Origin of the sequence: Fontibacillus panacisegetis (assembly GCF_900102215.1) — a bacterium.
In the GTDB taxonomy this organism is placed as follows: domain Bacteria; phylum Bacillota; class Bacilli; order Paenibacillales; family Paenibacillaceae; genus Fontibacillus; species Fontibacillus panacisegetis.
The window spans coordinates 74549-94391 of record NZ_FNBG01000009.1 but is presented as its reverse complement, the minus strand read 5'-3'; the positions used below and the strand labels follow the sequence as shown (position 1 = coordinate 94391).

The window sequence follows — 19843 nt, the reverse complement described above, 5'->3', positions numbered from 1 at the left end:
AAAGCCTCATCGTCAGTAAGTGACAATGAGGCTTAATTATTATTATTTTATACAGGTTTAAGAAGTTCCTCGTAGTTATTTTTCATGAAATGAAGAAAATAATCCGCGATGAGCTTATGACCTTGTTCATTCGGATGAATGCCATCCTCGCACATGTATTCTCGATAATCCTGTGTATTCAGGAAAGAATCTCGTATATCGATCCATTTCACTTTAAGCTCCTTGGCAACCTGTACAATAGCTTCATTATATAGCTTATGCCAATCGTAAATTTTATTAACAGTTCCTAACCAGAGGAGTATGTTGCTCGCATTGGCAGCATTATTTTTGCTAATCCATTTGAAATATCGCTCTGCATCCAGTGGAGGCAGTGTCATAAGCACGGGAATGATCTTTTCTTGACGCAGCTGCTGAATCATTTCTTTTAAGGTAGATACATAATGGTTTAATGTTGTTTTCGGTAAAAAATCACCATGAGGATTCTGGGCAATTTCTTCCCAGTTGTAGTCACAGTCGTTGCCTCCGAATTCAAGGATAACAATATCGGGCTTTTTGCTGAGTACGTCACGATACATTGTGGAGAAGCCTTTAGTGATGACGGAACCGAATCTCCCCGCATTGTGAATGATTCCTTTGAACTGCTGCTGTACCAGATTGGCGAAGCTGTTGCTAAGCACTTTGTATTTGCCATTTTCTTGATCTAATATGACGCCTTTGGCGATGGAATCTCCGAAAAGCACAATGTTGTAATGATCTTTTTGTGATAACATGGACTAAGACCTCCTGGTAAGGTTGATCAAACAATATTATGTAGTTATCATTACTACATGTTAGTATAGTGCAATTATATCACGTGATTCTAAAAATGTGTATAATATATTTGTAAAATCAAAATGATATTGCGGCACTTAATAAGGAGGAAGGAACAAAGTTGCAAGAAGATATACAGCTCTTACTGGAGCAAATTATGGAACAGGGTGATATTCAGCTATCCGATATTCCGAATATTGATTTGTATATGGATCAGGTGATTACGATCTTCGAGAATGCCTTAGGTACGAGTAAACGTTATCCTGAGGACAAGCTGTTGACGAAGACCATGATCAACAATTATACGAAAGATAAAATTCTTATGCCCGCAATCAATAAAAAATATACATCCGAGCATATCCTTATTATGGCGCTTATTTATCATTTGAAGCAAACCTTGTCGATTTCTGATATAAAAAGCTTGTTTCAAGGAACGTTGCATCATGAGGAGGTAAATGTACAGGAGGTTTATCAGGAGTTTTTAGTTCTGAAGCAGCACCAGTCTATGCTTTTTGCACAACATCTGCAAGAAGCGGAGCATGGTGTGTCTGACAGGGATCATAACCAGAAAGAGAAGACTCTATTAACAGTGCTCACACTTATTCATCATGCTAATACATACAAGCGGCTTGCTGAGAAGATGATCGATCAATTGAAGTGAGCATTGACCATTATTTGGCTTTTCATAATCTTTATTTAAGGATATGATAATATTTGCAATATAAGCGAAACACAAAGCAAGAGAGGGAGTTCATGACTATGTCAACCATACTAAAAACATTAACAATTGCCGGTAGTGATTCCAGCGGTGGCGCGGGATTGCAGGCAGACCTGAAGACATTTGAAGAATATGGAACTTATGGTTTCAGCGCTTTGACGACCATTGTAACGATGGACCCGGACAATGGCTGGCATCATAACGTGTATCCAATAGATGCTAAGCTGGTTGCAGAGCAGCTTAAGACTGTTTTTGCGGGTGGACCTGTGGATGCTATGAAAACAGGGATGCTGGGCAGTGTGCCTATTATCGAAGTAGTACAGAAATGTATTCTGGAAAATCAGCAAAAAAATGTGGTTATTGACCCTGTTATGGTGTGCAAAGGGGAAGATGAAGTACTTAATCCGGATAGTGCGGATGCCATTCGTGATTTGCTTCTGCCGTTAGCTGCGGTTGCTACGCCAAATTTATTTGAAGCCGGAGTATTGTCTGGCCTAGGGCGTCTTACGACTGTTGGTGAGATGAAGGAAGCAGCCAAGATCATTCATGAACGCGGTGCAAAAAATGTTGTCATAAAAGGCGGAAAATCGCTGGATGGGGACATGGCTGTAGACCTGCTCTATGACGGTACGGAATTTACGATTCTGGAGACGCCAAAAATTGAACCCGCTCATAATCACGGCGCTGGCTGTACTTTTGCTGCAGCTGTAGCAGGTGGGTTAGCTAATGGATTATCTGTGAAGGAAGCTGTAGCTAAAGCGAAAAAATTTGTAACAGCAGCTATTCGTTCAGGATATCAATTTAACGAATATGTGGGACCTGTTTTTCATGCAGGGTTCCGATTGAACGGAGAGTAGAGCATCATAATTGTCTAAATAATTATACGGGTTTTTTCGGCATGATTTTATGCCGGAAATGCCCGTTTTTTTTACGTTGAAAATTCATGATAATCAATGAGATCAGGGGAAGTAAGCGCTTTTTTATCCTAATTACGTCTGGAAATCGTTTTTTGTGCCTTTTTCAGACTTTTACAGAAACGAAGACCAGGAGTAATATTCAGTCTTGTATTTGATATCTTGATTCGCTGAGTTTCCCGGAAAACGGGAAAGCGGGGGAACCATAATGTCGACGTGTTTGGGGCAAAATACCAACCGAAGGCATGGGGTGAATCTGCAATTGTTCTTCAGCAAGAACATTTCGCAGAGGGGTGACTCTCACCACCCTAATCCGACAGCTAACCTCGTAAGCGTAGTCTGGGAGAGGATGATACTGTGACCATTTGAAAAATGGACCACAGGGGTTCTTGCCTCTGTGGTTTTTTGCTGTCCAATTGAGTTAGAGAAAGCTATAAAGCACTTTTGATTAAGCAATTAAAATATAGCTGGTGGTGAAGGGTCATGTTTTCAATAATCAAGAGAGTACTTATCGGTCAACCGTTAAAGTCTACTCAGCTTGGAGAACAAAAATTAAATAAAACAAAAGCTCTGGCAATTCTATCGTCAGATGCCTTATCCTCTGTGGCCTATGGTCCGGAGCAAATTTTACTCGTATTAATGACGATCGGTGCAGCTGCCTATTGGTTATCCATTCCGATTGCGGCCGGAATTCTTGTTCTGCTGCTGGCGCTTGTTCTATCATACCGACAAGTGATTTTTGCTTATCCGCATGGCGGTGGTGCCTACGTGGTTTCTAAGGAAAACCTTGGCGTAAGCTCCGGTTTATTAGCCGGAGGCGCATTGCTGGTCGACTATATATTGACGGTTGCCGTTAGCATATCAGCAGGAACGGACGCCATAACGTCCGCTTTCCCAAGCTTGCATTTTTACAATGTGCCTATTGCCATCTTTTTGGTCATTGTGATTACAATACTGAATCTTCGTGGTATTACCGAATCAGCTTCAATACTGGCTTATCCGGTTTATCTATTTGTACTAGTTATTTTTATCATGATTGTAGCGGGGTTGTATCAAATACTGACAGGCAAAGTATCGCCGGATCTCCATGCTTCTATAGGTACTCCAGTTGCTGGCTTGTCACTGTTCCTGCTCTTAAGGGCGTTCGCATCAGGGAGTTCAGCTTTAACTGGTGTAGAGGCGATATCCAACGCGATTCCAAATTTTAAGGAGCCTGCTCCGGTCAATGCCTCTAAAACGCTGGCAGCGATGGGAGTACTGTTAGCTCTGTTATTTACGGGAATTGTTTGGCTGGCTTATTATTACGGGATTTCACCAAAAGTCGAGGAAACCGTTGTATCACAAATCGCCTCCGTTACCTTTGGAAGAGGCACAATGTATTATATTATCCAGGGAATAACTGCAATGATTCTTGTTTTGGCTGCAAACACAGGGTATTCAGCATTTCCGCTGCTGGCTGTGAACCTGGCTAAAGACAAATACATTGCCAGAATGTTTACGGTCCGGGGAGACCGTCTTGGATACTCCAACGGTATTCTATTTTTGGCTGTGGCATCCATTTTATTGATTATTGTGTTTAAAGGGCAAACAGAGCATCTGATTCCTCTTTATGCGGTTGGTGTATTTATTCCGTTTACGTTGGCTCAAGCGGGAATGCTGGTGAAATGGATTCGGGAAAAACCCGCAGGCTGGAAAGTAAAGCTAAGTATTAATGCAATAGGTGCGCTGATCAGCTTTACCGTCATGATGATTTTTTTCATCACCAAATTTCCGCAAGTGTGGCCAGCCCTGATTTTTTTACCAGCGATAGTGTTGGTATTTAAAAAAATAAATAAGCATTATGAAGCAGTGGGAGATCAGCTGCGAATCAATCCGAACGAACCAGATTTACCGATCGAAGGGAATATCATGTTGGTTCCAGTGGCGGGGATTACACATGTGGTTGAGAATACACTGAATTACGCGAAATCACTATCTCCGGAACAAATTATTGCGGTATATGTTGCCTTTGATAAGGAAGCAGAAAAGCAGTTTGAAGAAAAATGGAATCAGTGGCAGCCTAACGTTCGACTGGTTACGCTATATTCCCAGTATCGAAGCATAATTCAGCCACTCACTAAATTTATCGATACTGTTGAGAATAAGGCGAAAGAATCAAACTATAGGGTGACGGTACTGATCCCGCAGTTCATAACGAAAAAACGGTGGCATAACGCCCTTCATAACCAGTCCAGTTTGCTAATTCGTGCGAATTTGTTGTACCGAAAAGATTTGATCGTGACAACTGTTCCGTACCATTTTAAAAAATAGTGTGAAAGGAGATTTCTTTCATGAAATTGATGTTTATATCTGATGTTCATGGCTCCTTGCATTGGTTGAATCAAGCTCTGGATAAAGCAGCTGTTGAGCAGCCGGATCAAATTGTTATGCTCGGTGACTTCTTGTATCACGGCCCGCGGAATCCATTGCCTGAAGGATATAATCCGGGGAAAGTAGCGGAAGTGTTGAACCTTCACAAACAACAAATAATCGCTGTGCGGGGGAACTGTGACTCGGAAGTTGATCAGATGTTGATCCAGTTTCCCATTATGGCTGATTACGCCATGCTCTATCATGAAAGACGTCGTATCTATGCTACGCATGGTCATGGATTCAATATGGAGCATTTGCCGCCATTAATGGAGAATGACATTTTTATTCAGGGACATACGCATATTCCGGTGGCGGAGTACAAGGACGGATTTTATTTGCTTAACCCAGGTTCTATTGCATTGCCTAAAGGTAATTATCCGCACACTTACGGAATAATTGAGAACGGCACTTTTCTAGTGAAAGATATTGAGGGCGGGATCGTCAAGCAAATACGTTTTGAATAAACTTTGTACTTCATAATGAGGAAGGCGGAGCTTTGTTGAAAAAATTAAGGTTTCTGGATATCGCATTTCTGATTTTCAGTTTAATTTTAGGAGTAAGCAGCAGCCATTTGATCGGTGGTATGCTGTTGGACACAAATCGTATACTCGTTCCAATCATTCTAGGGGGATTATTTCTCCTGATTGTATTGGTATATTTAGCGATATTGCGAAATTACTATAATAAGATTAAGGATGAAACGATTGTCCAAATAAGTGTGTCGATATTTATGGTATCATTGTTGTTTTCTACTTACCTAGTAGATCAAATTTTTTGACTACATTTTTTGTTGAAGCATGAGTTCATATATTGATCTTCAATACTTGATCGCTAGTCGTAAAGATTCATATGGGCTTGTACAAACAGGATCATCGCATGGAAAAAAGCTGGTAACGTAAAGTAGACATGCGTTATCAGCTTTTTTGCTGAATAGGGAGATTTCTTTTTTACGGTTGAGTAGGTTCAGCAGAGAGATCTTTAATATCTGTTGAACCAAAGAAAAATAAACCAGCCAGTATAAATGCGATGATTAGTCCAGCAAAAGCTTCCCCATCAAAATCGTTACCATTTGAATTACTCACCGTAATTCTCCTCTCTAATCCTACATCTTTGATTTAAACGCCTGAATTACTTCATCCAAAGTCATATCCCCATTTTCATTTAGAAATTTAATCATTTTGCTGACATTTGAATTGTTCATATTGGCTAGTGTTTTATATTTACCTGTAAGGCTAACGATCATAGTAGCTTGTCTGAATAATTGAACAGCATCTACTCTTAGTTTTCCTGTTACAAGAAGTGCGGCCACAATGATCTCCATATTTTTACTTTGTAATAAATCTTGTATAGATGAGTCGTTTTTTGATTTGCAGTTTTTTTTGGTTGCCGACGTCGTTTTCGACTTGTTATTGTTATTTTTGGTTGAGGCCATGATTTGCTTTCACCTCTTCATACATCGTATTCCAAAGGATATAATCATGTGCTTTCTCTTTTAAAATTACACAATAGTGGATTGGGGTAAAAAAGTAGAATATTAAGAGAGTTGAAAAAATTTCACCATCGACTGAATCATGTATTCTCTACCGATCGGCCCCCAAGGGTCCCATTCCTTTGAGTCTGGTATAAAAATACGATTGTTCTGCACCGCCTTTAATTGCTGCCAGGCTTCCTCGACTTGAATAGCCTCAATTTCACGAGGTTCGCTCCATAAAATTAGAACGTTGTCTGGATCAAGTGATCCCAGCTTATGCAATGCATTACTTTCATAGTAGGAATGTGTAAGTCTCTCATCAGCCTTGAATTGAAGGCGCCTATAGAACAAGTCAGTAAAGGCGTGATCCTTCACTCCATATAAACGCAGATCATTTGGCAGAAGACGAACAATAGCCCATGTGCCTTGACGGGCCAATGGCGCAAGTGTAGTCTGGGCTTTCTTCTCTAAAGCGGTCATTTTGTGGATTAAACGTTCAGCAGTTTTCTTTTTATCCAGACGTACAGCTATGTCACGCAGATACTGCTCCCAGCTTGTAGAGTGGCTAATCAATAGCGTGTTTCCTCCAGGTTCCAGGGGGCGTCCAGCTAATGAATAAGAGACCTCTGTCTTAAAAATCCAGTCAGGAGATAAGCTCAGCACGTCGCTAGGTGATGGTTCTCTTTCTGCATTTAGTGGTACAGTGCTTTGCAGACGCTTATGCAGGTAACTGGGGAAACCAGAAGGTGTATCGTAATAGCGTGGATAAGCTGGCGCTGCAATCGGTTCGATGCCCAAAGCGAGCAGATGATCCTGTAATAAATATTTGCTGATTATAGCTATTTTTTTATCTTTACGTTGTGTATAGAGCGAAGGAGACATTCCTTCGGTTTTTTTAAATATTCGGCTAAAGTACAACTCGTCCTGGTATCCAACTTGAACAGCGATTTGCCTTAAGGTAGATTTACGGTCCATCATCAGCTCTTTTGCTTTAAGTATACGTATTCTAGTTAAGTATTGGCCAGGAGTCATACCCGTTTTTTTCTTGAAAGCCCGGCAGTAAGAGCTTTGCGTCATTCCAGCCATTCGGGGCAGCTCACTCATTGAGATCGGCTTGGCATAATTTTCTTCCATATAAGTAATCGTCTTGGAAATGGTATCGTCAATTGCTGAAGATTCTATCTCGATCAGAGAATGAAGATGAAGGATAAGCTCGGAGAAGTAAAGCTGTCGTTTGACTTGATACTGCCTTTCATCGTTACCAGTTGCAGTCTTTATTTTTGTCAGGAATGAATCTACTAATGAGGAGGACGAAATGACAGGCATACAACGGGTAAAATCTAATGGCACTTCGGCAGCAGCGAAAGTTTGATTCGACGCATTGAATCGAAAGGGCTGATAGTGAAGTAATTGCAATTCCATTTCGTTAGAAGAATCATTTATGAATTGTACGTGATCGTCCGGGTTGAGGATTATGGTGACTCCGCTTTTTAAAAAATGTGACTTCTGATTTATGAAGATAATACCAGTTCCATTTACGACAAAAACAATAGATGGACGTCGAAAGGTAAGAGGCTTGGAACGAAATCCGCGCTGAAAGCAATGATTCTTTAATTGTAATGGAATATATACTGTCATCGTCATTTCCTGATTCAATGGAAGACAACCCTTTCAAATGAATGATCTAACTGATAATGATTATCAATTGATTGTACCAATAAAAGGATTATATGACAATACTCACAGTAATATTTGCGAATTGAAGATTTTATCCATATGAAAATGACAATGAAGTGTATACAAATAAAAAGGATCGGTCGCTAAAATGTAAATGAAAATGATTATCATTACAAATGGGGGATAGTTGTTCTTGGTACCAGAAAAATTTATCCAAACCGGAGTTTTAAAGCTATACGGCTATAACATTTTATGTGCATTAGTTTTCATTGTGCTTCTCGCAGGATGTACACCGAACGAGAAAAGCGAATTCAGCACTAATGCAGAGCAAGCTGTTGAATCTAATAACATTGACTCGCATAGGGACAAGTTGACTGTAATAGCTCCCGCTGATCTAGGGGATATTCCTACAGCTTTAGAGGAAATGCAGAGTAAGGTCAAGCTTTACAAGCAAGCAGTTGAGTCTGATTCAGTCCAGGAAGCAACGAAATTGGTTGGCGAATTGGCGGGGTTCATGAAAGCGGTGGAGGAGGAGCTTAAAGTCAAGGATTCTGCCGCATTTGAAATTTTGCATACGGATTTGGAATCTCTCATCACAGGAACGTTGACAGAGCCGTGGGACAAAGGGCTGCTCATACAGCTTGATTACAAGCTGTATCAAGGTTTGCGGGATATGAGAGAAGCATGGGATACGAAATGAAGCTAATCGTAGATATTTTAGAGGAGAGACGGGTGTCTATTCATGAGAAATTGGTTAAAAAAAATGAGCTTGATGACGATAATTATGGCGGTTTTCTTAGCGGTTATTCCAATTACTGCAAGTGCTGCTTCAATGGTGAAAGTGACGATAGACGGAAAGGCCGTTTCATTTGATGTGAGTCCACAGGTTATAAATGGACGGACAATGGTACCTTACAAGGCGATTGCAGAAAAACTGGGCGGCAAGGTTAAATTTGATCAGTCCAGTAAAAAGGCGACAATTACTAAAGATACAAATAAAATTGAGCTTGCCGCAGGCAAAAAAACGGTTTCCGTTAACGGAAAATCAGTTACTTTGGATGCTGCACCGGTTAATGCAAAAGGTGATCTCCTGGTTCCTCTCCGTTTTGTTGGCGAGTCTCTCGGCGTGTGGGTTAATTGGAATGCGAAGCAAAATACAGCTGCTTTGTTGACGAAAAAGACGATTACTCATTCTCTTGGTACAACAACACTCAATAGTGTGCCTAAGCGTGCGGTTATTCTTTTTAATGGCAGTGTCGATATTTCAGTTCTTCTGGGCGTGAAGCCTGTTGGAGCCGTTGAATCTTATGTGCAGCAGCCGTTCTATGAGTATATCCGTCCGAGTCTGATTGGTACAAAAACTTTAGGTGATGAGACTCAACCAAACATCGAAGCGATTGTTGCGTTGAAGCCGGATGTTATTATTGCAACCAAAGTGCGTCATGAAAAAATTTATAGCCAGTTAAGCAAAATTGCTCCAACTGTTGTGACTGAGGATTTGGCTGATTGGAAGGATAATTTACAGGTTGCTGCATCTGTCTTCAATAAAGAGGATAAAGCAGAACAATTTTTGACGGATTGGAAAGCACAGGTTGCTGACTTCAAGAAGAAATTATCTGCCAAGGATCGTGGAGCCGAGGTATCCATCATTCGCATTAATCCAAATGGCAGTGCACGTGCATATAACTCAGGATTTGCTTATCAAATTTTCGAGGAGTTAGGATTTTCGGTCCCTAAGCAGCAGGCTGCACTGAAGCAGGAGCTTGTAACGGTAACTTCGAAGGAGCAGGTTAGCTTGCTGGACGGAGACTATATCTTTGACTTTACAACAGATTGGGATGGAGATGGCGCAATTTTCAAATTGCAGAAGGAGTGGATCGATAGTCCGCTTTGGGCCAATCTGAAGGCTGTTAAAAATAAAAAATATTACAAAGTCAATGCGGTAACTTGGAACCTGTCAGGTGGAGCGTTGGCGGCAGAAAAAATGCTGAACGATCTGTATTTCTATTTTGATTTGAATGATTAATAAAGAATGATAGCGTAATATCCAAAAGAATGGGCAGATGTGTCCATTCTTTTGTGGCGATTTTAAGAGCTATGTGATTAGAGGGGACCACAATGGGATCAACTGCCAACAAATGGATCGGACTGATCTTGGGTGTACTCCTGCTTGCGGCAAGTATGCTGATCAGTATCAGGTTTGGTTTTACTGTGATTGGATGGAATGAAATTAAGGCGGCGCTATGGAATTACGACGAAGCTTCCATGGAACAGGTAGTGGTTCGAACGGCGAGGCTGCCGCGCACATTGATTGCTGCCTCCATTGGAGCAAGTCTTGCCGTGGCTGGCGCGATTATGCAAGCAGTAACTCGTAATCCTTTAGCATCTCCGAGTGTGCTTGGCATTAATGCTGGTGCGAGCTTTGCTATCGTTCTGGCTATTACTTTCCTCGGAATTAGCGATATCAACATTCTGTTATGGATGTCTCTGGCTGGTTCAGGCATAACCGCAGTGATTGTTTATATTCTTGGTTCAATAGGCAGGGAAGGGCTATCCCCGCTTCGCATCATTTTGGCGGGTTGTGCGCTCATTGCTTTGTTTTCATCTGGAACACAAGGACTGCTGGTGCTTAATCAGAGCGGATTGCAGGATGTCATTTTCTGGCTTACCGGCTCTATTGCGTCGAGAGATTTAGATACGCTCATCCCGGTTTTTCCATATCTCTGCTTTGGGTGGATTGCAGCGTTCCTTCTTGCGGGACAGTTAAATATACTGGTTTTGGGCGAAAATACAGCAAAAAACCTTGGACAAAAAGTGGTATATATACAGCTCGCAGCAGGGGTTGTCGTAGTCCTGTTAGCAGGAGGATCTGTTGCGATTGCAGGACCTATAGGACTGGTAGGGATTATTGTTCCATATCTATCAAAATATTTGGCGGGACGAGATCATCGCTGGATGCTTCCCTATTGTGCGATAATTGGGGCTATCCTGCTGCTGTTAGCGGATGTAGCGGCTCGGCTCATTATTTTACCTGAGGAGGTCCCTGTCGGGATCATGACGGCAGCTATTGGCGCTCCCTTCTTTATTTACCTCGCGCGTAAGGAGCTGAGAAGGGAATGAGACATCGTTCGACGATTGTTGCAGTATGCTCGTTATCTTTAATTTTGCTATTAGTGATTGTATTGAATCTGATGTTGGGTGAACAGTTTGCCACTCCAATGCAGGTTATACAAGCAGCAAGCGGTCAAGGCAGTCCAGAGCTTCAGCTTATTATTCAAACCCTCCGGGCTCCGAGATTGATTGTTGCAATTCTGGTAGGGGCAGCTTTGGCGGTATCAGGTGCAATCCTGCAAGGTGTCATTCGAAACCCGCTGGCTGCGCCGGACGTTGTTGGCATTACAGGGGGGGCTTCTGTCGGGGCTGTTGCATTCATTACCTACCTGCCGACAGTGAGCATTCATTTTCTTCCGTTAGCTGCGATTATGGGGGCCGCACTGTCAGCTGTACTTATTTATACGCTGGCATGGAAAAATGGTGTAAGGCCGTTGAGATTGGTGCTGGTAGGGGTAGGTATATCTTCTCTCTTGTCGGCCATCACTTCATTTATGCTCGTATTCAGCCCGGCGTATTCGGCTAGTTCTTCATACATATGGCTAACGGGTACGGTATATGGATCGTCATGGCTACATGTATGGATTTTATTGCCGTGGCTCATTGTATGCACAATTGCCATTGCTTTAATGCTAAGACCTATGGATCTTCAGCTTCTGGCAGATGATACGGCCATTGGAGTAGGAAGCAGGGTACAGACTAATCGTCTTTTGCTTGTTGCAATAAGTGTTGGCTTGGCGGGATCAGCCGTTTCAGTAGGAGGCGTTATTGGTTTTGTTGGACTGCTTGCCCCACATGCCGCCCGCAGTATGGTAGGACCTGTATATAGCCGCTTGATTCCGGTATCTGCATTATTCGGCGGTATTGTGGTTGCTTTGGCTGACCTTGTTGGAAGAACACTGTTTCCTCCATTTGATGTTCCCGTAGGTGTGTTTACATCTGGAATAGGCGCTCCATTTTTTATTTATTTGTTGTATCGCTCCAGGAAAGTTTGATAGTGGACGGGGCAAGAACTCATTATGAAACAACTATATAATCCACATGCTGGAGCAAAGTGCCGCTGGACGGTGGAGCGCGAAATGACGGAATTAGCAGGATTCCGGTATAGGATCGTCAATTGTGAAATTGTTGCAAAAATGCAGTTTTTTGGCGGGGGAAAAGTGATTGTAGGGCTAAAACCTGCAAAAGTGCAGCAATTTCTTCCCGCATCATCGGATTAGACTATAATCGTGAAAAAAGCCTGCACTATCGCAGGAATTTTGCTTTCTTGTGGGAACTCATTAGTAAAGCCCGCACAATTGCAGGAATTTACTAGTGATAATGATTTGAATCAATCGATAACCCGATTAGAAACCGTTCAATTGTGGACGGTTTTTTTTCAGGCAACTTCATATGTTAAAAATGACAAAATAATCCATGCTAAAGAGACAATTTTGTTTATGTGACAATCCGCACTCGACCACTATAATGATAATGATAATCATTATTAATATTAAAGGGTGGAGAATGGATGTCAAATCCGGGACAAATTGCGGAGAAAGCTGCTATTACCCATTTTCTAAATTGTTTTGTTAGAGAGACTTCACGAGGGGTATGGATAGATGCTTTGAAATCGAAGGTGCTGCGCATTGATTTGAAGTCACAAAATTCATCTTTATATGTAAGCACAACATACTGGTCTCCCACAGGAAAGCATGAATATAAATTTCCTGTTAGTGTGCAAAGCTTGAATGGAGATGTCCATTACATTGGATGCTGGACATGCATGTCCATTTTAATAGAAGAATTGATTCTGGAACGGGGCGAATGGAGCGGTAATGGACTTGATGCAGCTGGTGAGCTTTTGCATAGTATCCTGCTTAGTGCTCGCAATATAGAAGAATTTATTAAGACAAGGGCAAATGATGCGGGTACGTTATACGATCCAAGGATCAGTTTTCTTGAATCTGAGCAATCCTTAATATTTGGACATACATTTCATCCTGCACCAAAAAGCAGAATGGGTTTTCCCGAATGGAGACAGCACATTTATTCACCGGAGACAAAAGGGGAGTTCCAGCTTTGCTATTTTGCTGCGCATCGCTCCATTGTTCAGCAATGTACGGCTTGGCATAAGCAGGCCTCGGATATTGTGCTGGAGGATTTGCTTGAGGGCTTATCAGTAGAGGATGCCCAGACATTCAAGAGGGAATGGGATCACAGCATGTCCTCCTCATATCACCTTATTCCAGTTCATCCGATTCAGAGAGAGTGGCTTCTGGGAGAAGCACATGTTCAAAGGTGGATGACGAGCGGGAAGTTGGTTGAGATCGGGACGATGGGTAATCCATACAAGCCCACTTCGTCCATAAGAACTCTGTACCATGAAGATAGTGAATTTATGTACAAAATGTCTCTTAGAGTGAAAATTACGAATTCTATGCGGGTGAACAAAAGAGCCGAACTGGATGGTGCAATCGAAGCTGCCAAATTATTGAACGTTATTGATCAGCCTCTTCGAGCACGATATCCACAATTTCATATGATCAGTGATGCTGCGTACATGACGCTTGGCAATGATGGGAAAGAGGAATCGGGCTTTGAAATGATTATAAGACATAATCCCTTTCATCGGGATAAGGATGGCTTGAAGGCCATCGTTATGGCAGCACTGACTCAGGATTCTATAGATGGTTCGGCAATGTTAATCGGACGAATCATTACTTCCATTGTGCAGAAGGAAAAACAGTCATGTACTCAGGTCAGTGTGAACTGGTTCCGCAAATATCTTTCATTATCATTAATGCCGATGGTTTGGCTCTATATGGAATATGGCATTGGGCTGGAGGCACATCTGCAAAATAGTGTGCTTACTCTTGATGATGACGGTTATCCGAAAGCTTTTTATTATCGTGACAGCCAGGGATATTATTATGCAAGAAGTATGGTGGGAGAGCTGGAAAAGCTATTGCCTGGTATTGAATCCAGTGTCAATGTTTTTGATGATGAGCTTGTCGAAGAGAGATTTGGCTATTATTTGATGATTAATCATATGTTTGGCCTAATACAAGCCTTTGGATCAGCTGGATTGGTGGGGGAACGGATGCTGCTTCTGGAGCTTCAGGCGGCTTTGGAATCGTTAATTCCGGAATCTCGTAAAAATACGGGCTTGCTTCAGCGTTGGCTGTACAGTCCATCTTTGCGCTGTAAAGCTAATCTGTTGACACGGTTATATGATATTGACGAGCTGGAGAGCGAATTGGAGCAGGCGGTATATGTCAGCATTTCTAATCCGCTTTTTGAGGAAATACCAAACATGAATCTCATAAAAAGAGCCAGATTGGTTACTTCACGCTGGCGTGAGGAAATAAACGGCTCCTGCTATGTCCATGGATAAGTTAGGAAAGGGCGGCGAAAATACATGACTGTAGTTCACTTAGAGGCACTGAATGGTGCACATAGGCGAGTGCTTCGTCAATTGCTGGAGTCACTGATATTTGAAGGTGTAGTGATGCCTTTTCAACGTAAAGAGCAGGTTTATTGCATACATGGAATTGATTTAGAGGGAAAACAGGTGATTTATGAGTTTGCTGCCCGTAAAAGATTTACGTTCGGGATGCTCAGACTTCATGATCAGCCAATTCTGAGGGAAAGCAGGGGGGTGCGGGAGGAGGCTGTTAACATTTCGTTGTTTTTGGATGAAGTGTTCCATAAGAAATCGTCCTTCAATGTGGTACAGTCTTCTTTCTATGAGGAGCTTGAGAGAACTCTTGTTAATGAAATATTGTACCGCGAATATAGAAGCTTAAATCCGCAAAGGTTTGATGGCGCCACATTGGCTGAGCTGGAATGCAGGTCTGAGGGGCATCCGTATCATCCGTGTTTTCGATCAAGAATCGGCTTTAGTGATGAGGATAATTTTGCCTATTCTCCTGAATACGAACCGGATGTTACGGTGTTTTGGCTGGCTGCGATTAATGAAGATGTTGTGTGGAGCTTGAATATTCTGGAGCTTGGATGGAATGAATTCATTCAAACCACGATTTCGTCTTCGGAGAAGGATAGATTCAAAGCCTGTCTGAAGGAGATGCAATTGAATCCCGACAGGTATTGTTATGTCCCGGTGCATCCCTGGCAGTGGGAGCATTATTTGAAGCCAAACTGCATAGAGGCTGTAGAACAGCTTAGATTGATTCCTCTCGGCTCCAGCTCGACGATATATGCGCCTCAGCAGTCTATTCGTACTTTATCTTGCCGCAGCAGTGCTCCATCGCCTGATTTAAAGTTATCCATTCACATTATGAACACTTCATCTCTTCGCGATCTGAGCATACATTCTGTTGCTGCCGCACCCGCTGTATCAGGATGGCTACAGGCGGTAGTGGATCGGGATTTTTATTTAAAGGAAGAAGCCAGGCTCATACTGCTTCATGAACTGGCGGGGATATCTTATATGCCTGCAGGTGGAGCAGCTAGCGGAATATGGAGAGAAAGTATTCATTCGTATTTGGATAATGGGGAGAAAGCTGCGCCGTTTCATGTGTTGATGACCAGAGATGCTGAGGGACGGCCATTTATTCATGCATGGGTCGTACAGTACGGGCTTGAAGCATGGTTCAGGGAGTGGCTGCGAACCAATATCATTCCAGTCGTACATTTGCTTGTTGCAAGAGGAATCGTACTGGAATCCCATGCCCAGAACATGATCATGGTTCATCGCAATGGATGGCCCGTTAGGGTAGCGCTGCGGGATTTTCATGAAGGGGTGGAGTATTTTACTCCCTTTTTAACAGATCCTGATTTAGTTCCCGATTTTGCACAGATTCACCCTCTATATGGAGAAGGAGAGCCAGGAGACTATTTTGAAATGCCCACTTTAGGTAGTCTGCAAGAAATGATGATAGATGCATTATGGTTTATGAATGTAGGCTATTTCATTATGAATATCGCAGATCAATATTGTATAGAAGAGAGAGCTTTATGGCACATCGTTGTTAATGAGCTTGAAGCTTATGGTGAACGGCATCCGGAGCTTGGTCCACGATTAGATGCTTTGGATTTGTTTGCCTCTGATTGTGAGATTGAAGCTTTGGCGCAAAAAAAATTGTTCGGGGCTGTTCAGTTGCCTCCTCGCAGGGTTGTAAATCCGTTACATGCTTGCAAGGTGGAGTGAGTGTAAAAAGACTAGGGGGATATAACATGTTGGTGGTCGATGAACAAATCATTCGAAGGGATGATGACATGGCAAGTATTTGGGACAGTTATCGAAAGCTGAAGCCTTTTCTTGATGTAAATCCAATTTCATTGGCTGTGTGTTTGAGCAATCCAATTGAGATTATTTCTGTAGTTCAGTTTATGAAAGAGCGAGGGGATACTCTTCTTCTGATCTATGGAGGAACGCCGCTTGATGCTGCTTTAAGGCAGGCTGGCAGAGCAGGCTGCAAATGGCTAATGTACGGGGACAGTAGTCAAATATACAAAGTGGAAGAGGCGGGGCATTTTCAAGATGCTAGTCATGTAAGTTCGCCGCCTGTAGCCTCTTTACTTCAACTCAGCTCAGGAACGACTGGAGACCCGAAGGTTATTTCCAGAACATGGGAATCTATAGATGAAGAAATATTGTATTATAACGCCGTGCTGGAACAACAGGGGTTAAACGAGGCGGTACCGATTATTTTGAGCTCGGTGTCTCATTCATTTGGATTGATCACTGGTGTTCTTGCCTCAATTTCCAGAGGAATTACTCCTGAAATATATGACAGCAACAATCCAAAGGTGATGATTCGAATGATCAAGGGGCAGCCGCGTCATTTGATTTATGGAGTTCCTGCTTTGCTGGAGGGAGTAGATCAATGGCTGGAGGCGTGGAAAATTCCATTGTACTCGTTGGTAACGTCAGGGGCTCCCATGCCTGAAAAACTGTTCGAAAAGCTAAGCACTAAAACGACATGCATGATCCAGCAGTATGGATGTACAGAATCAGGTGCGGCTAGTCTGGCTATCGGAATGAAATCTTGTGATGATCTCGGGATTCCGCTTGGGCATCTCAGGATTGAGGCAGACGAAACTGAACCAAGTGAGATATTTATTCATACTACTTCCGAAAAAGTGATCGCAACGAGAGATTTGGGCATCAAAGCCGGAGATGGAGGAATCAGATTCAGAGGACGTATGGATGACCTGATCAATGTATCTGGATTGAAGGTTCAACCTATTGAAGTTGAAGAGGTGATCAGACGTTTGGACGGAATTAAGGAAGTCATTGTGTATCGGGGTGTTCATCCGGTTCAGGGAGACAGTGTAATGGCCAATGCTATTGCAAATGAACCCATAACGTCTCAGCAAGTACAGGACTGGTGTCGCAATCATCTTGCTGAATATAAGGTTCCCGTAGAAGTCCGGTTTGTGTCGGATATTCCCCGTCTTCCATCAGGAAAGATCAGTCGTAGATTACTTGAGCAGGAGGTGTAGAAGGAATGAATACGAATATGAATATAAATATGAATCCAGGTTATTTGAAAGAGCAGCTTACTACGTTAATTAGAGATAAGTTTGGAATTCAGATAGAGACGCTTGAGGATCATTTGAGACTAAAGGAAGACCTGCGTATGGACTCCATCATGATTGTAAAGCTAATAGTTTTCATTGAGCTTGATTTGATGCTGCAGGTTCCCGACCAGAGTATCGATCCGCGAGCATTTTCTACTGTTGGAACTTTGCTAGACTTCATGCAGTCCTTGGAGCCGTTGTCAGAACAGAATGATCCTGTGGAAGTGGAAGCGGGTGAAGCAAGGTGATGATTAGGGAAGAGGTCAGCATTAAGGTGCATTGTATTGTAAGCTGCCTGTGTGAGGTCATTCGTGAAGAGAGAGCATTACTGGATTACAGACCGATGTATTTTGGATTATGGGATGCCGCCTTTGATGTAACAGATCAGGGAGAGATCACCTATTATCAGCATGATCTGGATCATTCTCATTATTTTTGGAGCTATAGGGATCTGTTTGGTGCTACTGTGGTGGAATGGTATGACAAAAACAAGCACAAAAATGAGAATCTCGACACCTTGCTGACTTTATTGGATGAGGAAACTCCGGGTCGATATGTGATGGCTCAAATTGATATGTCCTACATGCCGGAAAGGGAAAACAAGTTCCATCAAAAGCCGTTTCCGCATTTTTTGATTTTGACGAAGACGGAGGATGACCATAAGTGGATGATGCTTGATCCTGATTTCAGATGGAGAGGGATCGTGGATAAAGAGCAGGTAGTGCAGGCATTTGTGGAAAATCCGTTTGGCGGAGGATTTTACGTAGATGCCAATGAATTGGCTGAATCATCGGTGATGGCAGTCGATCGTTATTTTCAGCAGGGTTTTACAGAACACAATGAGCTCACCAACTTATTGAAGACGCTGATTCCACAAATGGTTGATGGGAAAAACGGATACAGCTTGGATGATCTTACTCTTGCAGTGAGGCAGCTTCCGGTGCTTGCGATACGCAAATACAGCTATGAGCATGCCATGATGTATTTTATTGAGGAAGCGGGATTAAGTGATGAAACATTTGATGCCTATACGGATCTTGTAGAGAGGATTGTTCAGGGCTTTCACAGTGTTCAGTATATGGCGATCAAGATGTCTATGACGGGAAAAACGGATTTATTAGATGCAGTAATGAATAAGCTAGAGGAAATGGACGGAATCGAGACAGCCGTTAAGAACGAGCTGGATCGATTATATCAGCTGTGGACTATTCATCAGCAATTACCTGACACCTTAAGCTTGGCTAAGAATGCCAAGGGGAGAACATTATGAAATTTGCACTGTGTACTATTTCATTTCGGCATCAGCTGATTTCTTTCCCTGAAATCGTGAATTTTGCAAGATACCATCGTTTTGACGGAATTGAAATGTGGGGGATTCATGCGGAAAATTTATTTGAGCATGCCCGTCTTCGCACGGAGTTTGAGCTGAAAAGTATGAGAGCGGAGGGAATCTCCATTTCCATGCTCAGTGATTACTTAAACATTGCTTCTGAACAGGATTTTGTTGCTACACTGCAAAGATGTGATCGGCTTATTCAGCTGGCGAGGTGGATGGGAACCACAAAAATACGAACCTTTGCTGGTCAAGTTCCGAGTCAGATGATTTCATTGGCAGAGCGGGAATGCTATGTGACTCGTATACGAAAATTATGTGATCGATGCAGCCGCTTTGGAATTCAGCTAATAGTTGAAATCCACCCCGGTACGCTAGCGGATAACCTTAACTCTACAATGAGCTTGTTATCTGAGGTTGGTCATGATCTTTTGCGCCTGAATTTTGACGTGATGCATGTATGGGAATTTGGAGGGGAAATAGAGGGGCATTATCAGACACTTAAGCCGTGGGTAGATTATTTTCACTTTAAAAATATTAAAGAAGCCGGAAATGTTAATATTTTTGAGCCAAGTAATGTGTATGCGGCATCGGGAAATCGCGAAGGGATGTCATTGCTCGGTGAAGGCCTTATTGATTATAAGAAATTTCTAGATCAATTGGGTGATCGTGATTTGTTTGCTTCCCTGGAATGGTTTGGTTCCTCTCCTTTTAAAGTATTAGAAAAAGAAATCGCATGGCTGCATCAGCAGCAGAAGAGCGTGGTGGCAGGTAAATTCGGGATTCATTAAGCTGAGACTAATTCAATCCCTTGTTAATAGGTGAAATATATGCGATAATGCACTGGATTATCTTGTCCGATCCTGGAT

The 19843-nt window shown here is 42.4% G+C and carries 20 protein-coding genes and 1 riboswitch; of the genes, 16 read left to right on the top strand and 4 right to left on the bottom strand.

The features are described from left to right. Positions 1–47: 47 nt before the first annotated feature. On the bottom strand, positions 48–770 hold the full coding sequence (locus BLS49_RS09865) for an SGNH/GDSL hydrolase family protein (protein ID WP_091229123.1): 723 nt from the start codon (positions 768–770) through the stop codon (positions 48–50). 161 nt (positions 771–931) lie between these two features. On the opposite strand from BLS49_RS09865, the gene BLS49_RS09860 reads away from it, so the two are divergent. The 5 genes from BLS49_RS09860 (at position 932) to BLS49_RS09840 (ending at position 5632) form a co-directional block, all read left to right on the top strand. After that, positions 932–1471, top strand: coding sequence for a DUF1836 domain-containing protein (locus BLS49_RS09860; RefSeq protein WP_245742323.1), 540 nt, complete (start codon positions 932–934; stop codon positions 1469–1471). A 98-nt stretch (positions 1472–1569) separates the two neighbouring features. Next, entirely contained in the window at positions 1570–2385 is an 816-nt protein-coding gene (gene thiD, locus BLS49_RS09855; protein ID WP_091229122.1) for a bifunctional hydroxymethylpyrimidine kinase/phosphomethylpyrimidine kinase, read from the top strand. 215 nt (positions 2386–2600) lie between these two features. Continuing rightward, a riboswitch (cyclic di-AMP (ydaO/yuaA leader) is annotated at positions 2601–2793 on the top strand. A 132-nt stretch (positions 2794–2925) separates the two neighbouring features. Beyond that, on the top strand, positions 2926–4752 hold the full coding sequence (locus BLS49_RS09850) for an APC family permease (RefSeq protein ID WP_091229121.1): 1827 nt from the start codon (positions 2926–2928) through the stop codon (positions 4750–4752). Positions 4753–4772: 20 nt separating this feature from the next. Next, on the top strand, positions 4773–5318 hold the full coding sequence (gene yfcE, locus BLS49_RS09845; RefSeq protein WP_091229119.1) for a phosphodiesterase: 546 nt from the start codon (positions 4773–4775) through the stop codon (positions 5316–5318). Positions 5319–5353: 35 nt separating this feature from the next. Then, positions 5354–5632 carry a hypothetical protein gene (locus BLS49_RS09840; RefSeq protein WP_139173122.1) on the top strand — a complete coding sequence of 93 codons (279 nt, stop codon included), beginning with the start codon at positions 5354–5356 and terminating at the stop codon, positions 5630–5632. 169 nt (positions 5633–5801) lie between these two features. On the opposite strand, the gene BLS49_RS25520 is transcribed toward BLS49_RS09840, so the two are convergent. The 3 genes from BLS49_RS25520 to BLS49_RS09830 all read right to left on the bottom strand — a co-directional run bounded on the left by BLS49_RS25520 (position 5802) and on the right by BLS49_RS09830 (position 7981). Continuing rightward, entirely contained in the window at positions 5802–5936 is a 135-nt protein-coding gene (locus tag BLS49_RS25520; protein ID WP_281243724.1) for a hypothetical protein, read from the bottom strand. A 20-nt stretch (positions 5937–5956) separates the two neighbouring features. Beyond that, positions 5957–6286 (bottom strand): hypothetical protein, encoded by a 330-nt coding sequence (locus BLS49_RS09835; RefSeq protein WP_091229116.1) that lies wholly within the window; start codon positions 6284–6286, stop codon positions 5957–5959. A gap of 102 nt (positions 6287–6388) precedes the next feature. Next, the gene (locus tag BLS49_RS09830) at positions 6389–7981 is read right to left on the bottom strand and encodes a helix-turn-helix domain-containing protein (protein ID WP_091229114.1); all 1593 of its coding nucleotides are present in this window, start codon (positions 7979–7981) and stop codon (positions 6389–6391) included. Between the two features lie 214 nt (positions 7982–8195). Here BLS49_RS09830 and BLS49_RS09825 point away from each other — a divergent pair, with 214 nt between their 5' ends. The 11 genes from BLS49_RS09825 to BLS49_RS09780 all read left to right on the top strand — a co-directional run bounded on the left by BLS49_RS09825 (position 8196) and on the right by BLS49_RS09780 (position 19765). After that, positions 8196–8702, top strand: a complete 507-nt coding sequence (locus tag BLS49_RS09825; protein WP_091229111.1) for a hypothetical protein — start codon at positions 8196–8198, stop codon at positions 8700–8702. 42 nt (positions 8703–8744) lie between these two features. Next, positions 8745–10028, top strand: a complete 1284-nt coding sequence (locus tag BLS49_RS09820; protein ID WP_091229109.1) for a stalk domain-containing protein — start codon at positions 8745–8747, stop codon at positions 10026–10028. A 92-nt stretch (positions 10029–10120) separates the two neighbouring features. Then, positions 10121–11122 (top strand): FecCD family ABC transporter permease, encoded by a 1002-nt coding sequence (locus BLS49_RS09815; protein WP_091229106.1) that lies wholly within the window; start codon positions 10121–10123, stop codon positions 11120–11122. Continuing rightward, positions 11119–12108, top strand: coding sequence for a FecCD family ABC transporter permease (locus BLS49_RS09810; RefSeq protein WP_091229103.1), 990 nt, complete (start codon positions 11119–11121; stop codon positions 12106–12108). The genes BLS49_RS09815 and BLS49_RS09810 overlap by 4 nt, the downstream gene beginning before the upstream one ends. Before the next feature lie 24 nt (positions 12109–12132). After that, positions 12133–12333, top strand: coding sequence for a hypothetical protein (locus BLS49_RS24530; protein ID WP_139173121.1), 201 nt, complete (start codon positions 12133–12135; stop codon positions 12331–12333). 290 nt (positions 12334–12623) lie between these two features. Further along, positions 12624–14489 carry an IucA/IucC family protein gene (locus BLS49_RS09805; RefSeq protein ID WP_091229100.1) on the top strand — a complete coding sequence of 622 codons (1866 nt, stop codon included), beginning with the start codon at positions 12624–12626 and terminating at the stop codon, positions 14487–14489. A 24-nt stretch (positions 14490–14513) separates the two neighbouring features. After that, entirely contained in the window at positions 14514–16265 is a 1752-nt protein-coding gene (locus tag BLS49_RS09800) for an IucA/IucC family protein (protein WP_091229097.1), read from the top strand. Positions 16266–16291: 26 nt separating this feature from the next. After that, complete coding sequence (locus BLS49_RS09795; RefSeq protein WP_091229094.1) at positions 16292–17563, top strand: AMP-binding protein; 1272 nt, start codon at positions 16292–16294, stop codon at positions 17561–17563. A 5-nt stretch (positions 17564–17568) separates the two neighbouring features. Beyond that, a complete protein-coding gene (locus tag BLS49_RS09790) occupies positions 17569–17889 on the top strand; it encodes a phosphopantetheine-binding protein (RefSeq protein ID WP_342707188.1) in 321 nt (106 codons plus the stop codon). Then, a complete protein-coding gene (locus tag BLS49_RS09785; protein WP_245742328.1) occupies positions 17889–18911 on the top strand; it encodes a DUF6005 family protein in 1023 nt (340 codons plus the stop codon). The genes BLS49_RS09790 and BLS49_RS09785 overlap by 1 nt, the downstream gene beginning before the upstream one ends. Continuing rightward, positions 18908–19765 carry a sugar phosphate isomerase/epimerase family protein gene (locus BLS49_RS09780; RefSeq protein ID WP_091229092.1) on the top strand — a complete coding sequence of 286 codons (858 nt, stop codon included), beginning with the start codon at positions 18908–18910 and terminating at the stop codon, positions 19763–19765. Before BLS49_RS09785 ends, BLS49_RS09780 begins: the two co-directional genes overlap by 4 nt. Positions 19766–19843: the final 78 nt, after the last annotated feature.